The following is a 16,799-nucleotide window of genomic DNA, read 5'->3' on the forward strand; positions in this document are numbered from 1 at the left end:
CGATCACCGGGCGACCGCGAGCGGATCCGCGGTGTCGTACCGGTTCTCCGGGCGGTCGAGGCCGTAGTGGCCGCGCAGCGTGGTCTCGGTGTACTCGGTGCGGAAGAGCCCGCGCTCCTGCAGGATCGGTACGACCCGGTCGACGAAGCGGTCCAGCCCGGAGGGCAGCACCGCGGGCATGATGTTGAAGCCGTCGGCGGCGCCGCGCCGGAACCAGTCCTCGATGGTGTCCGCGATCTGCTCCGGGGTGCCCGCGATGGTGCGGTGCCCGCGGCCGCCGCCGAGCCGGGCGATCAGCTCGCGCACGGTCAGCCGCTCGCGCCGGGCGAGGTTGACGATCAGGGTGAATCGGCTCTTGGCGCCTTCGATCTCGTCCTCCGAGGGCAGCTCGGCGGGCAGCTCGCTATCCAGCTGCAGCGCCTCGACCGGCAGCTTGAACCGCTCGGCCAGCTGAGCCCGCGCGTACTCGGGCGAGATGAGCCTGGCCAGCTCGGCGTCGAGGGCGCGCGCCTCCGCCTCGGTGTCGCCGATCACCGGGACGATGCCGGGCAGGATCTTGATGGTGTCCGGGTCGCGGCCCAGGCGACGGGCCCGGTCCTTGAGGTCGGTGTAGAAGGCCAGGGCGTCGGAGAAGGTCTGCTGCGCGGTGAAGACCGCCTCGGCGTAGCGGGCGGCGAAGTTCTTGCCGTTCTCCGAGGAACCGGCCTGCACCAGCAGCGGATAGCCCTGCGGCGAGCGCGGCACGTTGAGCGGGCCATCCACCGAGAAGAACTCGCCGCGGTGCCCGATCGCGCGCACCTTCTTCGCGTCGGCATGGACGCCGAGCGCCTTGTCGCCGACCACGGCGTCGTCGGCCCAGCTGTCCCAGAGCTTGGTGGCCACGTCGACGAACTCGGCGGCGCGCTCGTAGCGCACGCGGTGCTCGGGGGTGTCGTCCAGCCCGAAGTTGCGCGCGGCGTCGGCCCCGGCGGTGGTGACGATGTTCCAGCCCGCCCTCCCCTTGCTCACCCAGTCCACCGAGGCGAACCGGCGAGCCAGGTTGTAGGGGTCGTTGTAGCTGGTGGAGGCGGTGGCGATGAGCCCGATCCGGCTGGTCTGCACGGCGACCGCGGTGAGGACGACGGTCGGCTCCAGCTTGCCCTGCGGGCGCCTGCCCGGATCGCCCATGAGCACCGGGCTGTCGGCGAAGAAGATCGAGTCGAGTTTGCCGCGCTCGGCGGTGCGGGCCAGCGCCACGTAGTGGTCGATGTCGATGTGCGCGTGCGGGTCGCTCTCCGGCAGCCGCCAGGCGGCCTCGTGGTGGCCGACCGACATCAGGAAGGCGTTCAGGTGCAGCTGTTTGGTCATGCGCGTGTTTCCTTTCACACGGGGAGGTCGGCGGGGCCGGGAGTCGCGCCCGCCCAGCGCTCCATGGCGTCGAGCGGGGCCCGGAACAGGCCGTCCAGCGCGACGGCGGCGCCCGCGGTCTCCAGCACCTGCCCCATGAAGGTGGAGGCGGCGATCAGCTCGCCGGGATCGCTGCTCGTCACCGAGTTCCCGCGCACCGTCTCGACGTAGGTCTCCCGGACCGCGGGCACCTCGGGCAGGCTGCGGTCGATGATCACCACCGCCTCGGGGTCGAGGATGTCGACCAGCATGGCCACGATCCGGCCGAGCACAGCGGCCCGCTCGACGAACAGCTCCTGCGCGGCCGGGTCGGTTCCGGCGACGGCGATCAGCTCCGGGATGGTCCGCACCGGGATGTCGGCCGCGGCGGCCCGGCGCAGCAGGGCGTGGTCGGAGTAGTCGTCACGCGGCGACTCCGCGCCGCCGACCAGCCGGGAGATCGAACCGGCCGACGACCGCGGCCCGTAGTGCACCCGGCCGTGCACCGCGAAGGCCGCGTCGATCACGTTGCCGACGAACAGCATCACCGCGCTGCTGGTACCGCGCAGCCTGCCGAAGAGCTGCTCGGCGTGCATGAGCGCGCGGGCGTGGCTGTCCAGCTCGACCGCGAGCCCGGTGGCCGCCGTCAGCCTGGCCCGCACCGGGATGTCGTGCCAGCGCAGGAAGGAGTGCTCGAGCACGGTGCCCGCCCGCCGGTCCACCCGCCCGCCGATGGCGACCCCGACGGCGAGGATGCGGTGACCGTCCCCGGCGTCGCGGACGCGGGCGATCGCCGCGCCCGCGTCGGTGAGGATGTCGTCCGGGTCGAAGGAGCGGTGCGGAATCTGACTGCCGGAGAGCACCTTCCCGGCGATGTCGACCACCGCGACGGTGGTCTGCGCGGCCGCGATGTGCACCGCGATCACCACGTTCCCCGCGCTGTTCAGCGCCAGCGGCGAGTACGGCCGCCCGATCCCGGAGAGGCTCACCGCCTCCGGCAGCTCGATCAGCAGCCCGGCCTCCAGCAGCGACCTGGACTGCCAGGTCACCGTGGCCGGGGAGACGCCGACGTGCCGCGCGACCACGCTGCGCGGCACCGGACCCAATTCCAGCACCGCCCGCAACACCGCCGCCGCGCTGTTGTCCGTCACCGTCGCCTCCGCCCTCCGCACCGTCTCCCGGCACTCGCGTCGACAACGCTAGGAGCGCGGGGGGCCGGATCGAAGGCTTCAGCGCAGCCTGATCTATTTTGCTCGCGCCCTGCTCAATGCCGCGCGGGCGGCGAGGAAGTCGTCGACCAGGCGCGCGCAGGCCGCCGGTGAGGCATCGCCGAGCCCGACCAGCCGGGTGAAGACCAGCGGCCCGACCAGCTGGATCAGCACCTGCACCCGGTCGTGCTCGCCGAGCACCGCGCGCGCCTCCCTGCCGTCGAGCAGCTCGTCGAAGGGCACCCGGTACTGCTCGATGAGCCGGGCGCGCAGCGCGCTCGTCGCCGGGCCGTCCCCCGGGTCGGTGGCGAGCCAGGCCACGGTGGCGAGGTGCAGCGGCGCCTCCTCGATGACCTTCGCCTGGCGGGTGAGCAGCTCGACCAGCCGGTCGCGCAGCGTGCCGTCGGCCGGGGCGTGCACCGGCGGCGGCAGCAGCCGCTCCAGGGTGGCCGCGCGCAGCTGCGCGGCGCTGGAGAAGTGCCGGTAGAGGGTGGTGCGCGCGACCTTCGAGACCTTCGTCACCGCATCGACGGTCACCGCGTCCAGCCCGCCGCTGCGCAGCAGCGACGTAGCGGCGTCCAGCAACCGGGCGCGGGACCGCAGCCTGCGGGGATCGGTCTCCGCGGTATCCGTCATGCTCGACAGCATTCCTCGCTCCCGGTGTGGTTCGCCGTCGACCCCCTATGATACCGATAGTACCGCTACGATACTGACAGTTTCGTTTCTCCGAGAGGGCGATGATGGCGACGCGGGTGTGGAAGTCCGGAACGTGGATCGTGACCCTGGCGTGCCTGGCGCTGGTGCTGGTGGTCGGCTCGATGGCCGCGCTGTACACGGCGCTGCCGGACATGGCCGTGCGCACCGGGGCCGATCAGCACCAGCTCACCTGGATCGTGGACGGGTACACGCTGACCCTGGCCTGCGTGGTGCTGCTCGGCGGCGCGCTCGGCGACCGCTACGGCAGGCGCACCATGATGGTGCTCGGCCTGATCGTCTTCGGCGCGGCCTCGGCGATCCCGCTCTTCGCGGAGGGGCCGACCTGGATCATCGCGGCGCGGTGCGTCTGCGGTGCCGGTGCGGCGCTCGTCATGCCATCCACGCTCTCCCTGCTCACCGCGAGTTTCGGCGAGAAGCAGCGCGGGCTGGTGGTCGGGGTGTGGGCCGGGGTCTCGGGGATCGGCGCGATGCTCGGCATCCTCGCCTCCGGGCTGCTGCTGCGGTTCTCGTCCTGGACCTCGATCTTCGTCGCCATGAGCCTGGCCGGGGTGGTGCTCGCGCTCGCCTCGTTCTCGCTGCCGGAATCGCGGGACGAGTCCGAGCCCCCGATCGACCTGCTCGGCGCGCTCACCTCCGGTGCGGCGGTCGGGGCGCTGGTGCTGGCCGCGGTGCAGGTGCCGCTGCACGGCTGGACCCACCCGGCGGTGCTGATCCCGGCGGCGCTCGCGCCGATCGCGGCGGCGGCCTTCATCGCGGTGGAGCTGCGCGTGGCCCGGCCGCTGCTCGACGTGCGGCTCTTCGCCGACCGCGGCTTCGGCACCGGCACCATCGCGGTGACGCTGCAGTTCCTGGTCTCGTTCGGCGTCTTCATGGTCTACGTGCAGTTCCTGCAGCTGGTCTTCGGCTACTCGCCGCTGCAGGCCGCCTTCGCCATGGCGCCGATGATGGTTCCCATGATGGTGCTGGCGGTGATCGCGCCGAAGCTGGCCGAGCGGTTCGGGCTGCGCATCCTGCTCGGCGCCGGGCTGGCGATCATCGGCGTCGGGCTGCTGCTGCTCGCGCAGACCGACGCGTCCAGCACCTACGGCGACATCGTGCTGGCGCTGCTGGTGATCAGCGCGGGCGTCGGGCTCTCCACCTCGCCCGCCACCGCCGCCATCGTGGCGGGCACGCCGGTGGAGCAGCACGGCGTCGCGGCGGCGGTCAACGATGCCGCGCGCGAGATCGGCGCCGCCGTCGGCATCGCCGTGGCGGGCAGCATCCTGGCGGCCGGGTACGGCGCCCGGATCGATCCGGTGGTCGAGCGGCTGCCGGAGCAGCTGCGGGAGCCGGTGGGCGATTCGCTGGCCGCGGCACTGGCGGTGGCCGAGCAGGCGGGGCCTGCGGGGCAGCCGCTGGCCGATGCCGCGGTCGACGCCTTCGCGTACGGCGCCCACCAGGCCCTGGTCGCGCTCGGCGTCATCGCGCTCGTCACCGCCGCCGTGGTCGGCGTGTGGGCACCGGGCGCCAAGCGAGCGGCACCGGTGCCCGCCGAACCCGAACGTGATTCCGGACAGCTGTCCGAAGCGATGTCCGGCACCGGAGATCATACACTGGACACATAGTTGTATGACGGTCTACGGTGACGCCGACGGCGCGATGCGCGACAGCGACGAAGGCAGGTTCACCATGAAGACCAAGGGTGCTCTGATCTGGGAATTCAACCAGCCCTGGACGATCGAGGAGATCGAGATCGGCGCGCCGCGCCGGAATGAGGTGGCGATCCGGATGGAGGCCGCCGGGATGTGCCACTCCGACCACCACCTGCAGACCGGCGGCATCCCCATGGCGGGCTTCCCGGTCCTCGGCGGGCACGAGGGCGCCGGGGTGGTGATCGAGGTCGGCGAGGGCGTCGAGGACGTCGCGGTCGGCGACCACGTGGTGCTGTCGTTCATCCCCTCCTGCGGCAAGTGCCCGTCCTGTCAATCCGGGCTGCGCAACCTCTGCGACCTCGGCGCGCTGCTGCTCGGCGGCGCCTCGGCCACCGACGGCTCGTTCCGGATCACCGCCCGCGGCGAGAACGTCTACCCGATGTCGCTGCTCGGCACCTTCTCCCCGTACATGGTGGTGCACCGCAGCTCGGTGGTGAAGATCGATCCGTCGATCCCGTTCGAGGTGGCCTGCCTGGTCGGCTGCGGGGTCACCACCGGCTACGGCTCGGCGGTGCGCACCGCGAACATCCGCCCCGGCGAGGACGTCGCGATCATCGGCATCGGCGGGCTCGGCATCTCCGCGCTGCAGGGCGCGGTGGCCGCGGGCGCGCGGCACATCTTCGCCGTCGACCCGGTGCCGTGGAAGCGCGAGCAGGCCCTGAAGTTCGGCGCCACCCACGCCTACGCCAGCACCGAGGAGGCGACCGCGGCCTGCGCCGAGATCACCGCGGGCGGGATGGCCAAGAAGGTGATCGTGACCGTCGGCGAGGTGCACGGCGGCGACGTCGACCTCTGGATGGGGATCACCGCCAAGGCGGGCACCTGCGTGCTCACCGCCATGGGCAACCTGATCGACAACCAGACCACGCTCAACCTGGCGATGCTCACCCTGCTGCAGAAGAACCTGCAGGGCACCATCTTCGGCGGCGGCAACCCGCACTACGACATCCCGCACCTGCTGTCGATGTACCAGGCCGGCAAGCTCAACCTCGACGACATGGTCACCAGGCAGTACCGGCTCGAGCAGGTCAACGACGGCTACACCGACATGCTCGAGGGCCGCAATATCCGCGGCGTGGTCCGGTACACCGACGCGGACTGGTGAGTTACCCGGCCACCGTGGCGAAGCGCTCGTCGGTGTAGCGGCGCAGGTTGGCCAGGAAGCGGCGGAAGGTCGCGTTCATCGCCGGCGCTCCGATGGCGCCGGTGAATCGCGCGGGCCCGGCGAGCTGGTTGGCCAGGGTCCAGGTGAGCCGGCAGCCGTCGGCGGTCGGCTCCACCAGGTAGTCCTCGGCGAAGGCGGCCACCGCCTTCGTCGAGCAGGCGTTGAAGCGAAACGCCATCCGCCGGTTCGGCTCCCAGATCAGGAACTCCTCGTCGCCGACGATGCCGCCGCGCATCTCGACGGTCCTGGTGGTGCCGACCCCGATCGGCGGCGCGCTGGTCCAGGTGACCTTGGTGATCACGCCGGCCCAGCGCGGCCATGCTTCGGCATCGGCGAACACCTCGAAGAGCTGCTCGGGCGTGATGGCGAGATCGACGCTGTTGCTGAACCGGTTCGGCGCGGCGTCGACGAAATCGGCGTCGACGCGTTCGCAGGGGTGCAGGGTGGCCAAGACGGGACCTCCGGTGTGTGGGGTTCTTTCACAGTAGCCTCTGTGAAACGTTGCCGCGGCATTTCCGAATGAGCCGTTTGTGCCGGTCCGCGGTCTCGCCGGGCGCCCGGCGGCCATTCGAGATAGTCTCCGCCGCAGTGCGGTTCGGCGGAAGGCGGGACGATGTCAGCAGTGACGATGTCAGCGGTGTGGCGCGGATGAGCGCGTTGGCCGATGCCTTCCTGGCGCTGCCGCCGCGGCGCAACCCGCACGCGGCCGCCGCGGGCGCGCACGTCGACGCCTGGGTGGGCGGCCACGGCCTGGTGCAGCGCGAGGCCGTGCGGCTGCGGTTCGCCGAGACCGATTTCGGCGCCTTCGCCGCGGCCACCTACCCGGCCGCCGACGCACCGGGCCTCGAGCTGGTGACCGACTGGCTGGCCTGGCTGTTCCTGCTCGACGACCTGCTCGACGACGGCGCACTCGGCCGCTCGCCGGAGCAGCTCTCCGCGCTGCTCACCGCGATCATGGCGGTGCTGGCCGGGCGCGCCCCCGAGGCCGGGGCGGCGCCCATCGTGCACGCGCTGGACGACCTGTGGCGGCGCACCGCCCCCGGCACCGGCGAGGTGTGGCGACACCGGTTCACCGGGCACGCCACCCAGTGCGCGCTGGCCGTGGTGTGGGAGGTGGACAACCGGGTGCGCGGGGTCGTGCCGTCCGAGGCGGAGTACCTGGAGCGGCGCAGGCACACCGGCGCGATCTACCCCTGCATGGACCTGATCGAGGTGGTCGAGGGCATCGAGCTGCCGGACGCGGTGTACCGGAGCGGGCCGTTCACCCGTGCCCTCGACGCCGCCTGCGACGTGGTGTGCTGGACCAACGATCTGGTCTCGCTGGACAAGGAGGTCGCGCTCGGCGAGTACCACAACCTGGTCGTGCTGCTCGAGCACTGGCGCGGAATCGACCGCGGGGATGCGCTGGAGCTGGGCCGGGCCCGGGCCGCGGAGCGGCTGCGCGAGTTCCACGGCGCCGAGGCCGAGGTGCTCGCCGCGCACCACGGGCACCGGGCCGAACTCGCCACCTACCTGGCCGGGATGCGGTCCTGGATGCGCGGGCACCTGGACTGGTCCGCGAGTTCCGGCCGCTACCGCCTCCCGGTGACCGATGCCGTCGCCGGTGAAAGAATCTGAGATGACCGTGCTTTCCGATCCGGTGCAGCCCGTCCTGGCCCGCACCAGGCAGCAACTCCTCCCGGTGCTCACCGCGGCGATCGACCGGCTCACCGGCCCGCTGCGGCACATGTGCGGCTACCAGCTCGGGCTGCTCGGGCTGGACGGCGCGCCGACCGGACGGCTGGAGGGCAAGTTGCTCCGCCCCGCCTTCACCCTGCTCTGCGCCGACGCCACCGGCGCCGAGCTCGACGACGTGCTGCCCGCGGCGGCCGCGATCGAGCTCCTGCACAACGCCTGCCTGGTGCACGACGACGTGATGGATCGGGATCTGCTGCGCAGGCACCAGCCCACCGTGTGGGCGCACTTCGGCGTCGGCGAGGCCGTGCTGGCGGGCGACGCGCTGATCGGGCTCGCCTTCGAGGTGCTCGCCGACCGCGATCATCCGGCGGCGCGGGCCGCGCTGAGCCGGCTCGCCGTCACCCTGCGGCTGCTCGGCCAGGGCCAGGAGCGCGACCTGCGCGCCAGCGCTCGCGCCGAGGTGAGCGTGGCCGACTGCCTGGCCACGTTCGCGGGCAAGACCGGTTCGCTGTTCGGCTGCGCCTGCCGCTTCGGTGCGCTCTTCGCGCCCGCGGGGCCGGAGGTGGCGGAGCGCTTCGACCGCTTCGGCACCGACCTCGGCATCGCCTTCCAGCTCGCCGACGATCTGCTCGACATCTGGGGCGACACCGCGATCACCGGCAAACCCGCCTCCGACCTGCGGGCCCGCCGCAAGAGCGCCCCGGTGGTCTACGCCCTCGCCCGCTCGGCCGAGCTGCGCGAGATGTACGCGGCGGAGACCGAATTCGATGACGAGGCGACCGCGGCGGCGGTCGCGCTGATCGAGGCCACCGGCGCCGGGGAGTGGACCCGCGCCGAAGCCGCCCGCCGCACCGGCGCCGCCTGGCTCGAACTCGACGGTCTCCCGCTCGACCCGGTCGCGCGCGGCGAGCTGTCCCACCTCGCCGCGGCGATCATGGATATCTCCGGAGCGGCACCGGCCTAGTTAGTTGTCCATGCCCCCGCCACGTTGCAGTCAGCGCGTAATGACGCGCGGATCGACTCCGTATTGGGCTGGGGCGCCGAGATGTGCTCGCAGGGTGGTGCCGCCGTATTCGCGGTGGAACAACCCGCGATCTTGAAGGATCGGCACGACGCCATCGATGAAGGCGTCGATCCCGTCCTCGTAGATATCAGGCGAGACCCAGAAGCCGTCGACGGCGTCTGCCTGGAACCATTCCTGCGGTGATAGTGGCTGGTCGAGCCGTGCGGGATCGAGCTGCAGGCCGGGCAGGAACAGGAACTGGAGCTTTCCACGCTCGGCCGATCGGGCATGGCGAACTTTCGCGTCGAAGCTCGTATAGCTCGTGGCGTCGCCGCCCGGGGCGTGTCACCGTCGCTTTCGGCGGCGGCGTGCTGGTTCGGCGTGGTGCCGCAGGGGCGCGAGGCCCTATCAGAAGTTAAGAGGAGGTACCCTCCCCTTAAGTGGAACAATACGGAGACACCCACCGTTTAGCCAGTAGGAGGTGATCACCATGTCCGAGATCACGACGAGCAGGGCTCGTGCCCCGCGGGCTGACGCCCGACGAAACCGAGATCACATCCTCGGCATCGCCGAGCAGTACTTCTCCGATCACGGTGTCCACGGTTCGCTCGAGGCGATCGCGAAACAGGCAGGCGTCGGCGTAGCGACCCTGTACCGGCACTTCCCGAACCGGGAGACGCTGCTCGCCGCGTTACTCGCCGCGCGCGACGAGGCGCTCGCGTCCCGACGCGACGAGCTTCGCACCCGTTCGGCCACCGCCGCCGACGCACTCGAGGGCTGGCTCGCCGCGGTCACCGACTGGGCCGGTGCATTCGACGGGCTGCCCGAGCCGCTGCGAGCGGCAACGACGAACCCTTCCCCGCTGGCCGTGACCTGCCAGGGATTCATCACGACCACCGAGGAGTTCCTGCACGCCGCGCAACGCGAAGGCAGTGCGCGCAGCGGAATCCGGGCCCGGGATCTGTTCCTGGCTGCTCTGGCCACCAGCTGGGCACGGGGCGCGGCTATGGCCGACGACGCATCCGCCGCGGGCCTGGCCGGTCTCCTCAGAAGCGGGTGGGAGTCGACCACCCGCACGATCCACCCCACGAGCACCACCGACAACGAATAGGCGAACGGTCAGGCCTCGTGCAGGCGCGACCACCATCAACAGCAAGGAGAGCACCATGAAGCGCATCGGAATCATCGGTAGCGGATCGATCGGCGCGGCCCTCGCTCGGCTGGCCGTCGCAGCCGACTACGACGTCCTCATCGCGAACTCGCGGGGACCGGAGTCGCTCACGGACCTGATCGACGAGCTCGGCCCCCGGGCCCGGGCCGGCGAGGTCGGCGCGGCAGCGGAGTTCGGTGACATCCCGGTCCTGGCCGTACCTCTGGGCGCGTACCCCAAGCTGCCCGGCAACGCCTTCGCGGGCAAGACGGTCCTCTCCACCGGCAACTACTACCCCCATCGCGACGGCCGCATCGAGCAGCTGGACTCCCTGCAGAGCACGACGGCCGAGTTCGAGCAGTCGCTACTCCCGGGCGCGGTGATCGTCAAGGCGTTCAACAACATCCTCTTCCACCACATCCCGAACCTGGCACACTCCTGCCCGCGTACAGCGCTGCCGATCGGCGGAGACGACAGTGTAGCGAAGGCGCGGGTCTCCACGATCGTGAACACCCTCGGTTTCGACCCCGTCGACGCCGGAACGCTCGCCGAATCGTGGAGGTTCGAACCGGAGTCCGGCGCCTACACTCCGATCTACGCCGCCGACGCGGACAAGTTCGCCCTCGACTACCTCGCCGACCCCGGAGCTCCCGTTCCGGCCGACCGCCTCCGAGAGCTACTCTCCGTCTCGCATCGTCCCGATGTCGCGGCGCGACAGTTCTGACGGCGGCGCCCAGCGCGCCGTGGAAAGGCCACCTCGCCGGACAAGGTGATCTTCGGACCGCGTTGCGGAAACGGCCGCCGCCACCGCATCACACCGTGGCCGCGGCGGGGTACCGCGCGAAGGCGTCGGCGATGACATCGGCCACGTGGTCGAGCTCGGCGGGCTCGTGGTCGGCGGTCACGAGCAGCCGGAGCAGCGTCTTGCCGTAGGCGACGCCGGGGAAGATGCCGACCCCGCAGTAGATGTTCCGATCGTAGACCTCGTTCCAGATCGCGATGATGCGCATCTCGTCGCCGACCAGGGCGGGCACGATCGGGCCGACCAGGCTGCCGCCACCCGGTGCCGCGGAGGCTCCGCCGACCGGGATGCCCCGCCCCTGCAGCGCATCGCGCAGGTGCAGGCTGTTCGTCAGCACCGAGCGCGCGCGCCGCTCGCCCTCCGCCGACCGGATGATCCGGATCGCGGCCAGCGCGGCCGCCGCCGCGGCGGGCACGCCGGAGGTGGTGAACAGGTACGCGCGGGCGTTCGTCCGCAGGTAGTCGACGAGCTCGCGCGAGCCGACGACGAATCCGCCGATCGCGCCGATTCCCTTGGACAACGTGCCCATGCGGATATCCACCGTGCCCGTGCTGCCGAACAGCGCGCAGGCACCGGTGCGGTCGTCGCCGTGGATGCCGACGCTGTACGCCTCGTCGACCATCAGCATCGCCTGGAACTCGGCGCAGACCTCGACGATGGCGGGCAGCGGAGCGAGATCACCCTCCATCGAGTACAGGCCGTCGACCACGACCAGGGCCCGGGACGGATCGTCGGCCCCGGCCAGCACCTCGCGCAGCGAGTCCACGTCGTTGTGCCGGAACTTGGCCGTGGCGGCTCCGGACAGGCGAGCGCCGTCCCGGATCGAGGCGTGCGCGGCGGAGTCGATGACCACGAGGTCGCCGGCTCCGGCCACCGCGCTGATCGTTCCGACGTTGGCCTGGTACCCCGTCGGGAACGTGATCGCGGCCTCGGTCCCGTGCCACTCGGCGAGTTCGGCTTCGAGCTCGCGATGGATCGCCAGGCTGCCGTTGGCGGCGCGGCTCCCGGTGCTCGCGACGCCGAACTCGTCGATCGCCGCCCTGGCCGCCGCCCGGACCTCGGGATGGTTCGCGAGGCCGAGGTAGTTGTTGGAGCCGAGCATGATTCGCTCGATGCCGTCCATCCGGACGCGCGCCCGCACCGCCGACTCGACGGTGCGGTAGAACGGCGATTTGCCGATGGCCTCCAGGGCCGTGATGTCCCGGTACAGCCGGGCGGCCGGCATGCGCTGGGCGAGCTGGTTCATCACCACGGTGACATCGTCCTTTGGCTGAGCGTGCACGAGCGGAGCCGGAAGGCAGCAGCGGCGATGCCGGTCCTTCCGCGAAGAAAGTTATTGGCTATTCCGCAGAAGTCAAATCGGAACCCGGCAGCGGAACGCAGTTGCCGATATCACGAATGTTGTTGCGACACCCCATGTTCACCGGGGGTGACAGCCTGTTCATGAACCGGCAACGCACACTGCGCCTTCGGTACTGATTCCACTCAGACCAGCGGCCTGCCGACCCGCAGGCGGCGCCGGAAATCGGCGAGAAAATAGTTCATCGGGAACAGCCGCACAGCGTTCGGCTGATTCAGGAAGAAGCGCTTAAATCACCCGCACCGCCTGTCAATCGGAGCGCAGGTGCGCGCGCATCCGCTCCGGATCGTCCTCGAGCAGCCCACGATCCCAGTTCGCCAGGTCGGCGGCGGCCGCGTAGCTCGATTCCAGGAACTCCAGCAGCGTGCCGTCCGGGTCCGGCGAGCCGGCGACCGCTTCGTAGGGCAGCACGAACTCGCCGAGATCGCTCCGGTATTCGGCGGCGTCCGGGCCGATCGGATGCGCGGCGTAGCCGACGGGCTCGGGGTAGGCGTAGGCGTAGAACGCGCCCTCCTCGCCGCCGCCCGGCCAGAAGCCGCAGCTGGCGAGCTCTCGCGAATACCCCTCCAGCATCACCCAGTCGGCGCAGTTCGGCGCGCCGCCGGGATGCGGCGGCGCGGTGCGCCCGGAGAACCGGGTGCAGGCGAGATCCATGGCGCCCCAGAAGAAGTGCACCGGGCTGGACTTGCCGACGAAGCGCGACCGGTACAGCCCGAACACCCGGTCCACCTGGATCAGCTGCCGCCAGAACCGCTGCGCGGCGTCGCCGTCGTAGGCGGCGTGCACGGTGTCCTCGGCGAACGGGATCGCCACCTCCACCTCGTTCGGCACCGGCCGGATGTCGACCGGCACCCGCAGCGCTTCGAGCGCGGCCATGACGTCCGCGTAGAACTGCGCCACCGACTTCGGCTCCAGCGCCACCGCGCGGGACTCCCCCGCGCTGGTCCGCGCCAGCAACCGGTGCTCGACGAAGTCGAATTCGAGGTCGAGGACGCCGTCGGCGTATGGGATCGCCGAGGTGGTGAGCCCGCGCGGGCTGACATACAGCGCGACCTCCCACCAGTGGTTGACCAGGGGCGCGTGCGCCATCCGGATCTTGCCGACGATCTGGGTCCACATGTGCAGGGTGTCCCGGGTGTCCGTCCACTCCGAGACCCGCAACCGAGGCCAATGTCCGCTCATTCCTCGAGCTTGCCACAGATTAGCCGTACCCGAGGCTTGCTTCTACGTACACTTATACTTATAGTTCTCCTACGTATACATCTACGCATAGGAGTTGAGCAGATGCGCACCGAACTCGCGAAACCCTGGACCGGCATGGTCCCGGTCGACGACACCGCGCTGGCCGTCGAGGATTCCGGTGGCGCGGGCCCGGCGGTCGTCTACCTGAACGGCGCCTACGCGGGCCGCAAACACTGGCGCCCGGTCATCGCCGAGCTGGGCGCCGATTTCCGGCACATCGGCTTCGACGAGCGGGCCCGCGGCGGCTCGAAGCAGTCGGCGGACTACTCCTTCGACGGCTGCCTCCGCGATGTCGACGCCGTGCTCGAAGCCACCGGCGCGAAGCACCCGGTGCTGGTCGGCTGGTCCTTCGGCGCGCTGATCGCGGCGCACTACGCGGCGCGGCATCCGGAGCGGGTGCGCGGCGTGGTCGCGGTGGACGGCGCGCTGCCCTACGGCCTGACCGGCGCCGAGGGGCGGGAGCGGATCCGGAGGCTGTTCGCCCGGATGAGCCCGCTGCTCCCGCTGGCCCGCCCGTTCGGCCTGGCCGCCAAGATGAGCGCCGCCGCGCACGCCGAGGTCAATATCGAGGCCAACGAGCTGCACGCCGCGCTGGCGCCGGTGCTCGAGCAGGTGCGCGTCCCCCTGCGCTACGTGCTGGCCACCGGCAAGAACCTGGGCGGCGGCGCCGAGGAGATGGAGGCCGCCCGCGCCTCGCTCGCCCCGGTGCTCGCCGCCAACCCGAACCTGCGGGTCGCCGCCAAGGTCGCGAGCAACCACTCGCACATCCTGCGCAAGGACTTCCGCGCCGTCGCCGACGCCGTCCGCACCCTGTCCTGACACCCCCGCGAATACAAGGAGAAACACCATGACCGTCTTCAGCACCCCCGCCCCGATCGCCGCCACCATCGACGTGCCCGTCGGAACCGTCACAGTGACCGCGGCCGACCGCGCCGACACCGTGGTCGAGATCCGCCCCGCCGACCCGTCGAACAAGACCGACGTGCGGGCCGCCGAGCAGTTCCGCGTCGAGTTCACCGGCACCGAGCTGACCGTGCGGCTGCCGCGCGGCCGCTGGAACCCGTTCGGCGGCACCCCGTCGGTCGAGGTCGAGGTGCTGGTGCCCACCGGTTCCCGGCTGACGGCCACCCTCGCGGTGGGTGGGCTGCACACCGCGGGCGCCTTCGACGGCTGCGCGCTCACCGTCGCCGACGGCGACATCCGGATCGAGCGGCCGCGCGGCGCGGTCACCGCGGTGGTCGCGCGCGGTGACATCCGGGTCGAGGACGCGGCGAGCGGGGTGCTCCGGCTGGAGACCTCGACCGGCGAGCTCGCGGTCGGCATCCGCCCCGGCAGCGCGGCCCGGCTGGCGACGCACGAGTCCTTCGGCCCGGTCCGCAACCAGCTGGAGCCGGCCGAGCCCGGCGCCGAGCTGGTCGAGGTGCACGCCAGGAACTCCTACGGCCCGATCGTCGTCGGGCACGCCGTCGCGGTCTGAGCACCGCCACAGAGCCCCGCGAATCCTCGCGGGGCTCTGCGGCGCTCAGGCGGCGACGTGGCCGAAATCGAGCTTGACCAGCTGGTCGGCGCGGTCGAAGTACCGGTCGTCGTGGGTGATCACGATGACGGTCTTGCCGCGGCGCTTCAGCTCGGTCAGGATCTCGCCGTAGAAGACGTCGCGGAAGCGCGGCTCCTGATCGGCGGCCCACTCGTCGAAGAGGTAGATCGGGCGGTCCTCCAGCAGCGCGGTGAGCAGCGCGAGCCGCTTGCGCTGCCCCTGCGAGAGCGCGATCGTGGAGAGCTTCCCGTCCCGCACCGTCACCTTGTGCGCGATCTGCAGCTGCTCCAGGTAGTGCCGCACCTCGTCGTCGATCCCGGGCCGGTCGAAGCCGAGGTAGTCCTCGAAGAGGTGGAAATCGGTGAACACCGCCGAGGAGTTCTGCCGGAACCACTCCACGTTCTCGTGGTCGATCTTCTCGCCGTTCAGCGAGATCGAGCCGGTGCGCGGCACGTACAGCCCGGTGATCAGCTTGGCCAGCGTCGACTTGCCGCTGCCGTTGCCGCCCACCACGAAGGTGATCTGCCCCGGCTCGAAGACCAGGTCGAGCGGGCCGAGCGCGAACCCGGTGGTCTCGGTTTGCTCCAGCACCGGCGCGCCCATCGGCACCGGGTGGTGGTCCCGGCCGCCGTGGTCGATGCGGCGGCGGCCGTTGACATCCGGCCCCGGCAGCGCGGGCGGCCTGCCCGGATGCGGGTGACCTGGGTGCGCCCCGCGGGGGTGCGCGCCGCCGTGCTGCCTGCCGCCGGGATGGGTGCCCGGCTTTCCACCGGGGCGGCCGTCCGGGTGCGGCGGCGGCGCGCCGGGCCCGTCCTCGAAGGGCGCGGGCGGCTCGCTCGCGTAGTGGTAACCGATATTGTTCAGCTCCAGCCGGGCCGATTCGACCACCGGACGCTCGGTGTAGGGCAGCTGCTCCTCGTTGTGCAGCGTCGTCATGGACAGGTTCATGGTGCGGATCTTGGCCAGCGCCACGTCACCGCGGACCAGGTCGGGCAGCCGGTGCATGAAGTTCTGCATCGGCATGGCGAGGAAGGTGGTCACCAGCACGTACCCGACCATCACGTCGCGCGGCAGGTCGAGCGCGGCGGCGATGGCGAACAGGACCAGCGCCATCGTGCCGAGCTGCAGGAACTGCCCGAGCCCCTGTGCCACCGAGAATTTCTGGCTGGCGTCCACGTTCTGGTCGCGCAGCGTGCGGGCCGAGCCGAGCAGGTGCCGGTCCATGAAGTCGCGGCGCCTGCCGCGGTGCAGCTTCAGCTCCTTGATCCCGAGCGTGACCGCCTGGAACGAGCTGAGCAGCAGGTCCTCGTTCTCCCGCGCCCGGTGGTAGATGGCCCGCACCCGGCGCAGGAAGAGCTCGACGCAGCAGATGCCGACCAGCGTGCCCGCCACGCTGATCGCGAAGATCGGCCCGGAGAGCACCGCGAGGAAGACGAAGCAGCCGACGATGGTCGCGACGTCGACGCAGATCGCCGGGATCGCGGTGACCGCCTGCGACAGCGAGCGCACGTCCTCGGTGAGCGTCGCCAGCAGCCGGTGCGAGCCGAGCCGCTCCAGGTGCTCGAGCGGCGCGGAGACCACGCCGCCGCTGAGGTCGGCGCGGAGCCGGAAGATGGCCTCCTGCGCCAGCCGGATCAGCAGGATCTGCGAGATCAGGCCGCTCACCAGCAGGACGACTCCGGTGAGGACGAACCGCGTGAGCAGGTCGTCCGGGTGCGGCCCCGGCGCCACCACCTTGTTGATGAGGGTGACCAGGTAGGTGTTGGCCGCGCCGGCCACGAGGCCGGCCGCGACGACGCCTGCGATTCGCACCAGGGAGATCGAGATGAGGAATCTGATGAGTTGCATGGTTTCTGTGCTTTCGGAAGTGCCGGCGGGTGCG

15 protein-coding genes are annotated in these 16,799 nt (G+C 71.1%); 8 read left to right on the forward strand and 7 right to left on the reverse strand.

Annotation, left to right across the window (positions count from 1 at the left end):
• Window positions 1-3 precede the first annotated feature (3 nt).
• From LTT61_RS02315 to LTT61_RS02325, 3 genes are all read right to left on the reverse strand, one after another.
• The gene (locus LTT61_RS02315; RefSeq protein ID WP_233018257.1) at window positions 4-1,347 is read right to left on the reverse strand and encodes an LLM class flavin-dependent oxidoreductase; all 1,344 of its coding nucleotides are present in this window, start codon (window positions 1,345-1,347) and stop codon (window positions 4-6) included.
• A 14-nt stretch (window positions 1,348-1,361) separates the two neighbouring features.
• On the reverse strand, window positions 1,362-2,516 hold the full coding sequence (locus LTT61_RS02320; RefSeq protein WP_233018258.1) for an ROK family transcriptional regulator: 1,155 nt from the start codon (window positions 2,514-2,516) through the stop codon (window positions 1,362-1,364).
• A 93-nt stretch (window positions 2,517-2,609) separates the two neighbouring features.
• Window positions 2,610-3,209, reverse strand: coding sequence for a TetR/AcrR family transcriptional regulator (locus LTT61_RS02325; protein ID WP_233018259.1), 600 nt, complete (start codon window positions 3,207-3,209; stop codon window positions 2,610-2,612).
• 140 nt (window positions 3,210-3,349) lie between these two features.
• On the opposite strand from LTT61_RS02325, the gene LTT61_RS02330 reads away from it, so the two are divergent.
• Both LTT61_RS02330 and LTT61_RS02335 read left to right on the forward strand, forming a co-directional pair.
• A complete protein-coding gene (locus LTT61_RS02330) occupies window positions 3,350-4,894 on the forward strand; it encodes an MFS transporter (RefSeq protein WP_233018260.1) in 1,545 nt (514 codons plus the stop codon).
• A gap of 64 nt (window positions 4,895-4,958) precedes the next feature.
• On the forward strand, window positions 4,959-6,086 hold the full coding sequence (locus LTT61_RS02335; protein ID WP_233021303.1) for an NDMA-dependent alcohol dehydrogenase: 1,128 nt from the start codon (window positions 4,959-4,961) through the stop codon (window positions 6,084-6,086).
• A gap of 1 nt (window position 6,087) precedes the next feature.
• Here the strand turns inward: LTT61_RS02335 and LTT61_RS02340 are convergent, their stop codons facing one another.
• Window positions 6,088-6,588 (reverse strand): SRPBCC family protein, encoded by a 501-nt coding sequence (locus tag LTT61_RS02340; protein WP_233021304.1) that lies wholly within the window; start codon window positions 6,586-6,588, stop codon window positions 6,088-6,090.
• A gap of 206 nt (window positions 6,589-6,794) precedes the next feature.
• Here LTT61_RS02340 and LTT61_RS02345 point away from each other — a divergent pair, with 206 nt between their 5' ends.
• From LTT61_RS02345 to LTT61_RS02360, 4 genes are all read left to right on the forward strand, one after another.
• Window positions 6,795-7,763, forward strand: a complete 969-nt coding sequence (locus LTT61_RS02345; protein WP_233018261.1) for a terpene synthase family protein — start codon at window positions 6,795-6,797, stop codon at window positions 7,761-7,763.
• Window position 7,764: 1 nt separating this feature from the next.
• Window positions 7,765-8,787, forward strand: a complete 1,023-nt coding sequence (locus LTT61_RS02350; protein WP_233018262.1) for a polyprenyl synthetase family protein — start codon at window positions 7,765-7,767, stop codon at window positions 8,785-8,787.
• Between the two features lie 529 nt (window positions 8,788-9,316).
• Window positions 9,317-9,937: a TetR/AcrR family transcriptional regulator gene (locus LTT61_RS02355; protein WP_233018263.1), complete on the forward strand. Its 621-nt coding sequence runs from the start codon at window positions 9,317-9,319 to the stop codon at window positions 9,935-9,937.
• Between the two features lie 55 nt (window positions 9,938-9,992).
• A complete protein-coding gene (locus LTT61_RS02360; protein ID WP_233018264.1) occupies window positions 9,993-10,700 on the forward strand; it encodes an NADPH-dependent F420 reductase in 708 nt (235 codons plus the stop codon).
• Window positions 10,701-10,788: 88 nt separating this feature from the next.
• Here the strand turns inward: LTT61_RS02360 and LTT61_RS02365 are convergent, their stop codons facing one another.
• The gene (locus LTT61_RS02365; RefSeq protein ID WP_233018265.1) at window positions 10,789-12,060 is read right to left on the reverse strand and encodes an aminotransferase class I/II-fold pyridoxal phosphate-dependent enzyme; all 1,272 of its coding nucleotides are present in this window, start codon (window positions 12,058-12,060) and stop codon (window positions 10,789-10,791) included.
• Window positions 12,061-12,387: 327 nt separating this feature from the next.
• Complete coding sequence (locus LTT61_RS02370; RefSeq protein ID WP_233018266.1) at window positions 12,388-13,320, reverse strand: DUF5996 family protein; 933 nt, start codon at window positions 13,318-13,320, stop codon at window positions 12,388-12,390.
• A 102-nt stretch (window positions 13,321-13,422) separates the two neighbouring features.
• Here LTT61_RS02370 and LTT61_RS02375 point away from each other — a divergent pair, with 102 nt between their 5' ends.
• The gene (locus LTT61_RS02375; protein ID WP_233018267.1) at window positions 13,423-14,199 is read left to right on the forward strand and encodes an alpha/beta fold hydrolase; all 777 of its coding nucleotides are present in this window, start codon (window positions 13,423-13,425) and stop codon (window positions 14,197-14,199) included.
• 28 nt (window positions 14,200-14,227) lie between these two features.
• Entirely contained in the window at window positions 14,228-14,857 is a 630-nt protein-coding gene (locus tag LTT61_RS02380; RefSeq protein ID WP_233018268.1) for a DUF4097 domain-containing protein, read from the forward strand.
• Window positions 14,858-14,902: 45 nt separating this feature from the next.
• Here the strand turns inward: LTT61_RS02380 and LTT61_RS02385 are convergent, their stop codons facing one another.
• A complete protein-coding gene (locus LTT61_RS02385; RefSeq protein WP_233018269.1) occupies window positions 14,903-16,765 on the reverse strand; it encodes an ATP-binding cassette domain-containing protein in 1,863 nt (620 codons plus the stop codon).
• Window positions 16,766-16,799: the final 34 nt, after the last annotated feature.

This window comes from Nocardia asteroides (genome assembly GCF_021183625.1).
GTDB lineage: Bacteria > Actinomycetota > Actinomycetes > Mycobacteriales > Mycobacteriaceae > Nocardia > Nocardia asteroides_A.

What these genes read in the sequence shown, in the direction of transcription:
- LTT61_RS02335 (WP_233021303.1), top strand. Translation starts at nt 4,959, where the DNA reads ATGAAGACCAAGGGTGCTCTGATCTGGGAATTCAACCAGCCCTGGACG.
- LTT61_RS02375 (WP_233018267.1), top strand. Translation starts at nt 13,423, where the DNA reads ATGCGCACCGAACTCGCGAAACCCTGGACCGGCATGGTCCCGGTCGAC.
- LTT61_RS02370 (WP_233018266.1), bottom strand. Translation starts at nt 13,320, where the DNA reads ATGAGCGGACATTGGCCTCGGTTGCGGGTCTCGGAGTGGACGGACACC.
- LTT61_RS02355 (WP_233018263.1), top strand. Translation starts at nt 9,317, where the DNA reads ATGTCCGAGATCACGACGAGCAGGGCTCGTGCCCCGCGGGCTGACGCC.
- LTT61_RS02315 (WP_233018257.1), bottom strand. Translation starts at nt 1,347, where the DNA reads ATGACCAAACAGCTGCACCTGAACGCCTTCCTGATGTCGGTCGGCCAC.
- LTT61_RS02350 (WP_233018262.1), top strand. Translation starts at nt 7,765, where the DNA reads ATGACCGTGCTTTCCGATCCGGTGCAGCCCGTCCTGGCCCGCACCAGG.
- LTT61_RS02385 (WP_233018269.1), bottom strand. Translation starts at nt 16,765, where the DNA reads ATGCAACTCATCAGATTCCTCATCTCGATCTCCCTGGTGCGAATCGCA.
- LTT61_RS02325 (WP_233018259.1), bottom strand. Translation starts at nt 3,209, where the DNA reads ATGACGGATACCGCGGAGACCGATCCCCGCAGGCTGCGGTCCCGCGCC.
- LTT61_RS02360 (WP_233018264.1), top strand. Translation starts at nt 9,993, where the DNA reads ATGAAGCGCATCGGAATCATCGGTAGCGGATCGATCGGCGCGGCCCTC.
- LTT61_RS02345 (WP_233018261.1), top strand. Translation starts at nt 6,795, where the DNA reads ATGAGCGCGTTGGCCGATGCCTTCCTGGCGCTGCCGCCGCGGCGCAAC.
- LTT61_RS02380 (WP_233018268.1), top strand. Translation starts at nt 14,228, where the DNA reads ATGACCGTCTTCAGCACCCCCGCCCCGATCGCCGCCACCATCGACGTG.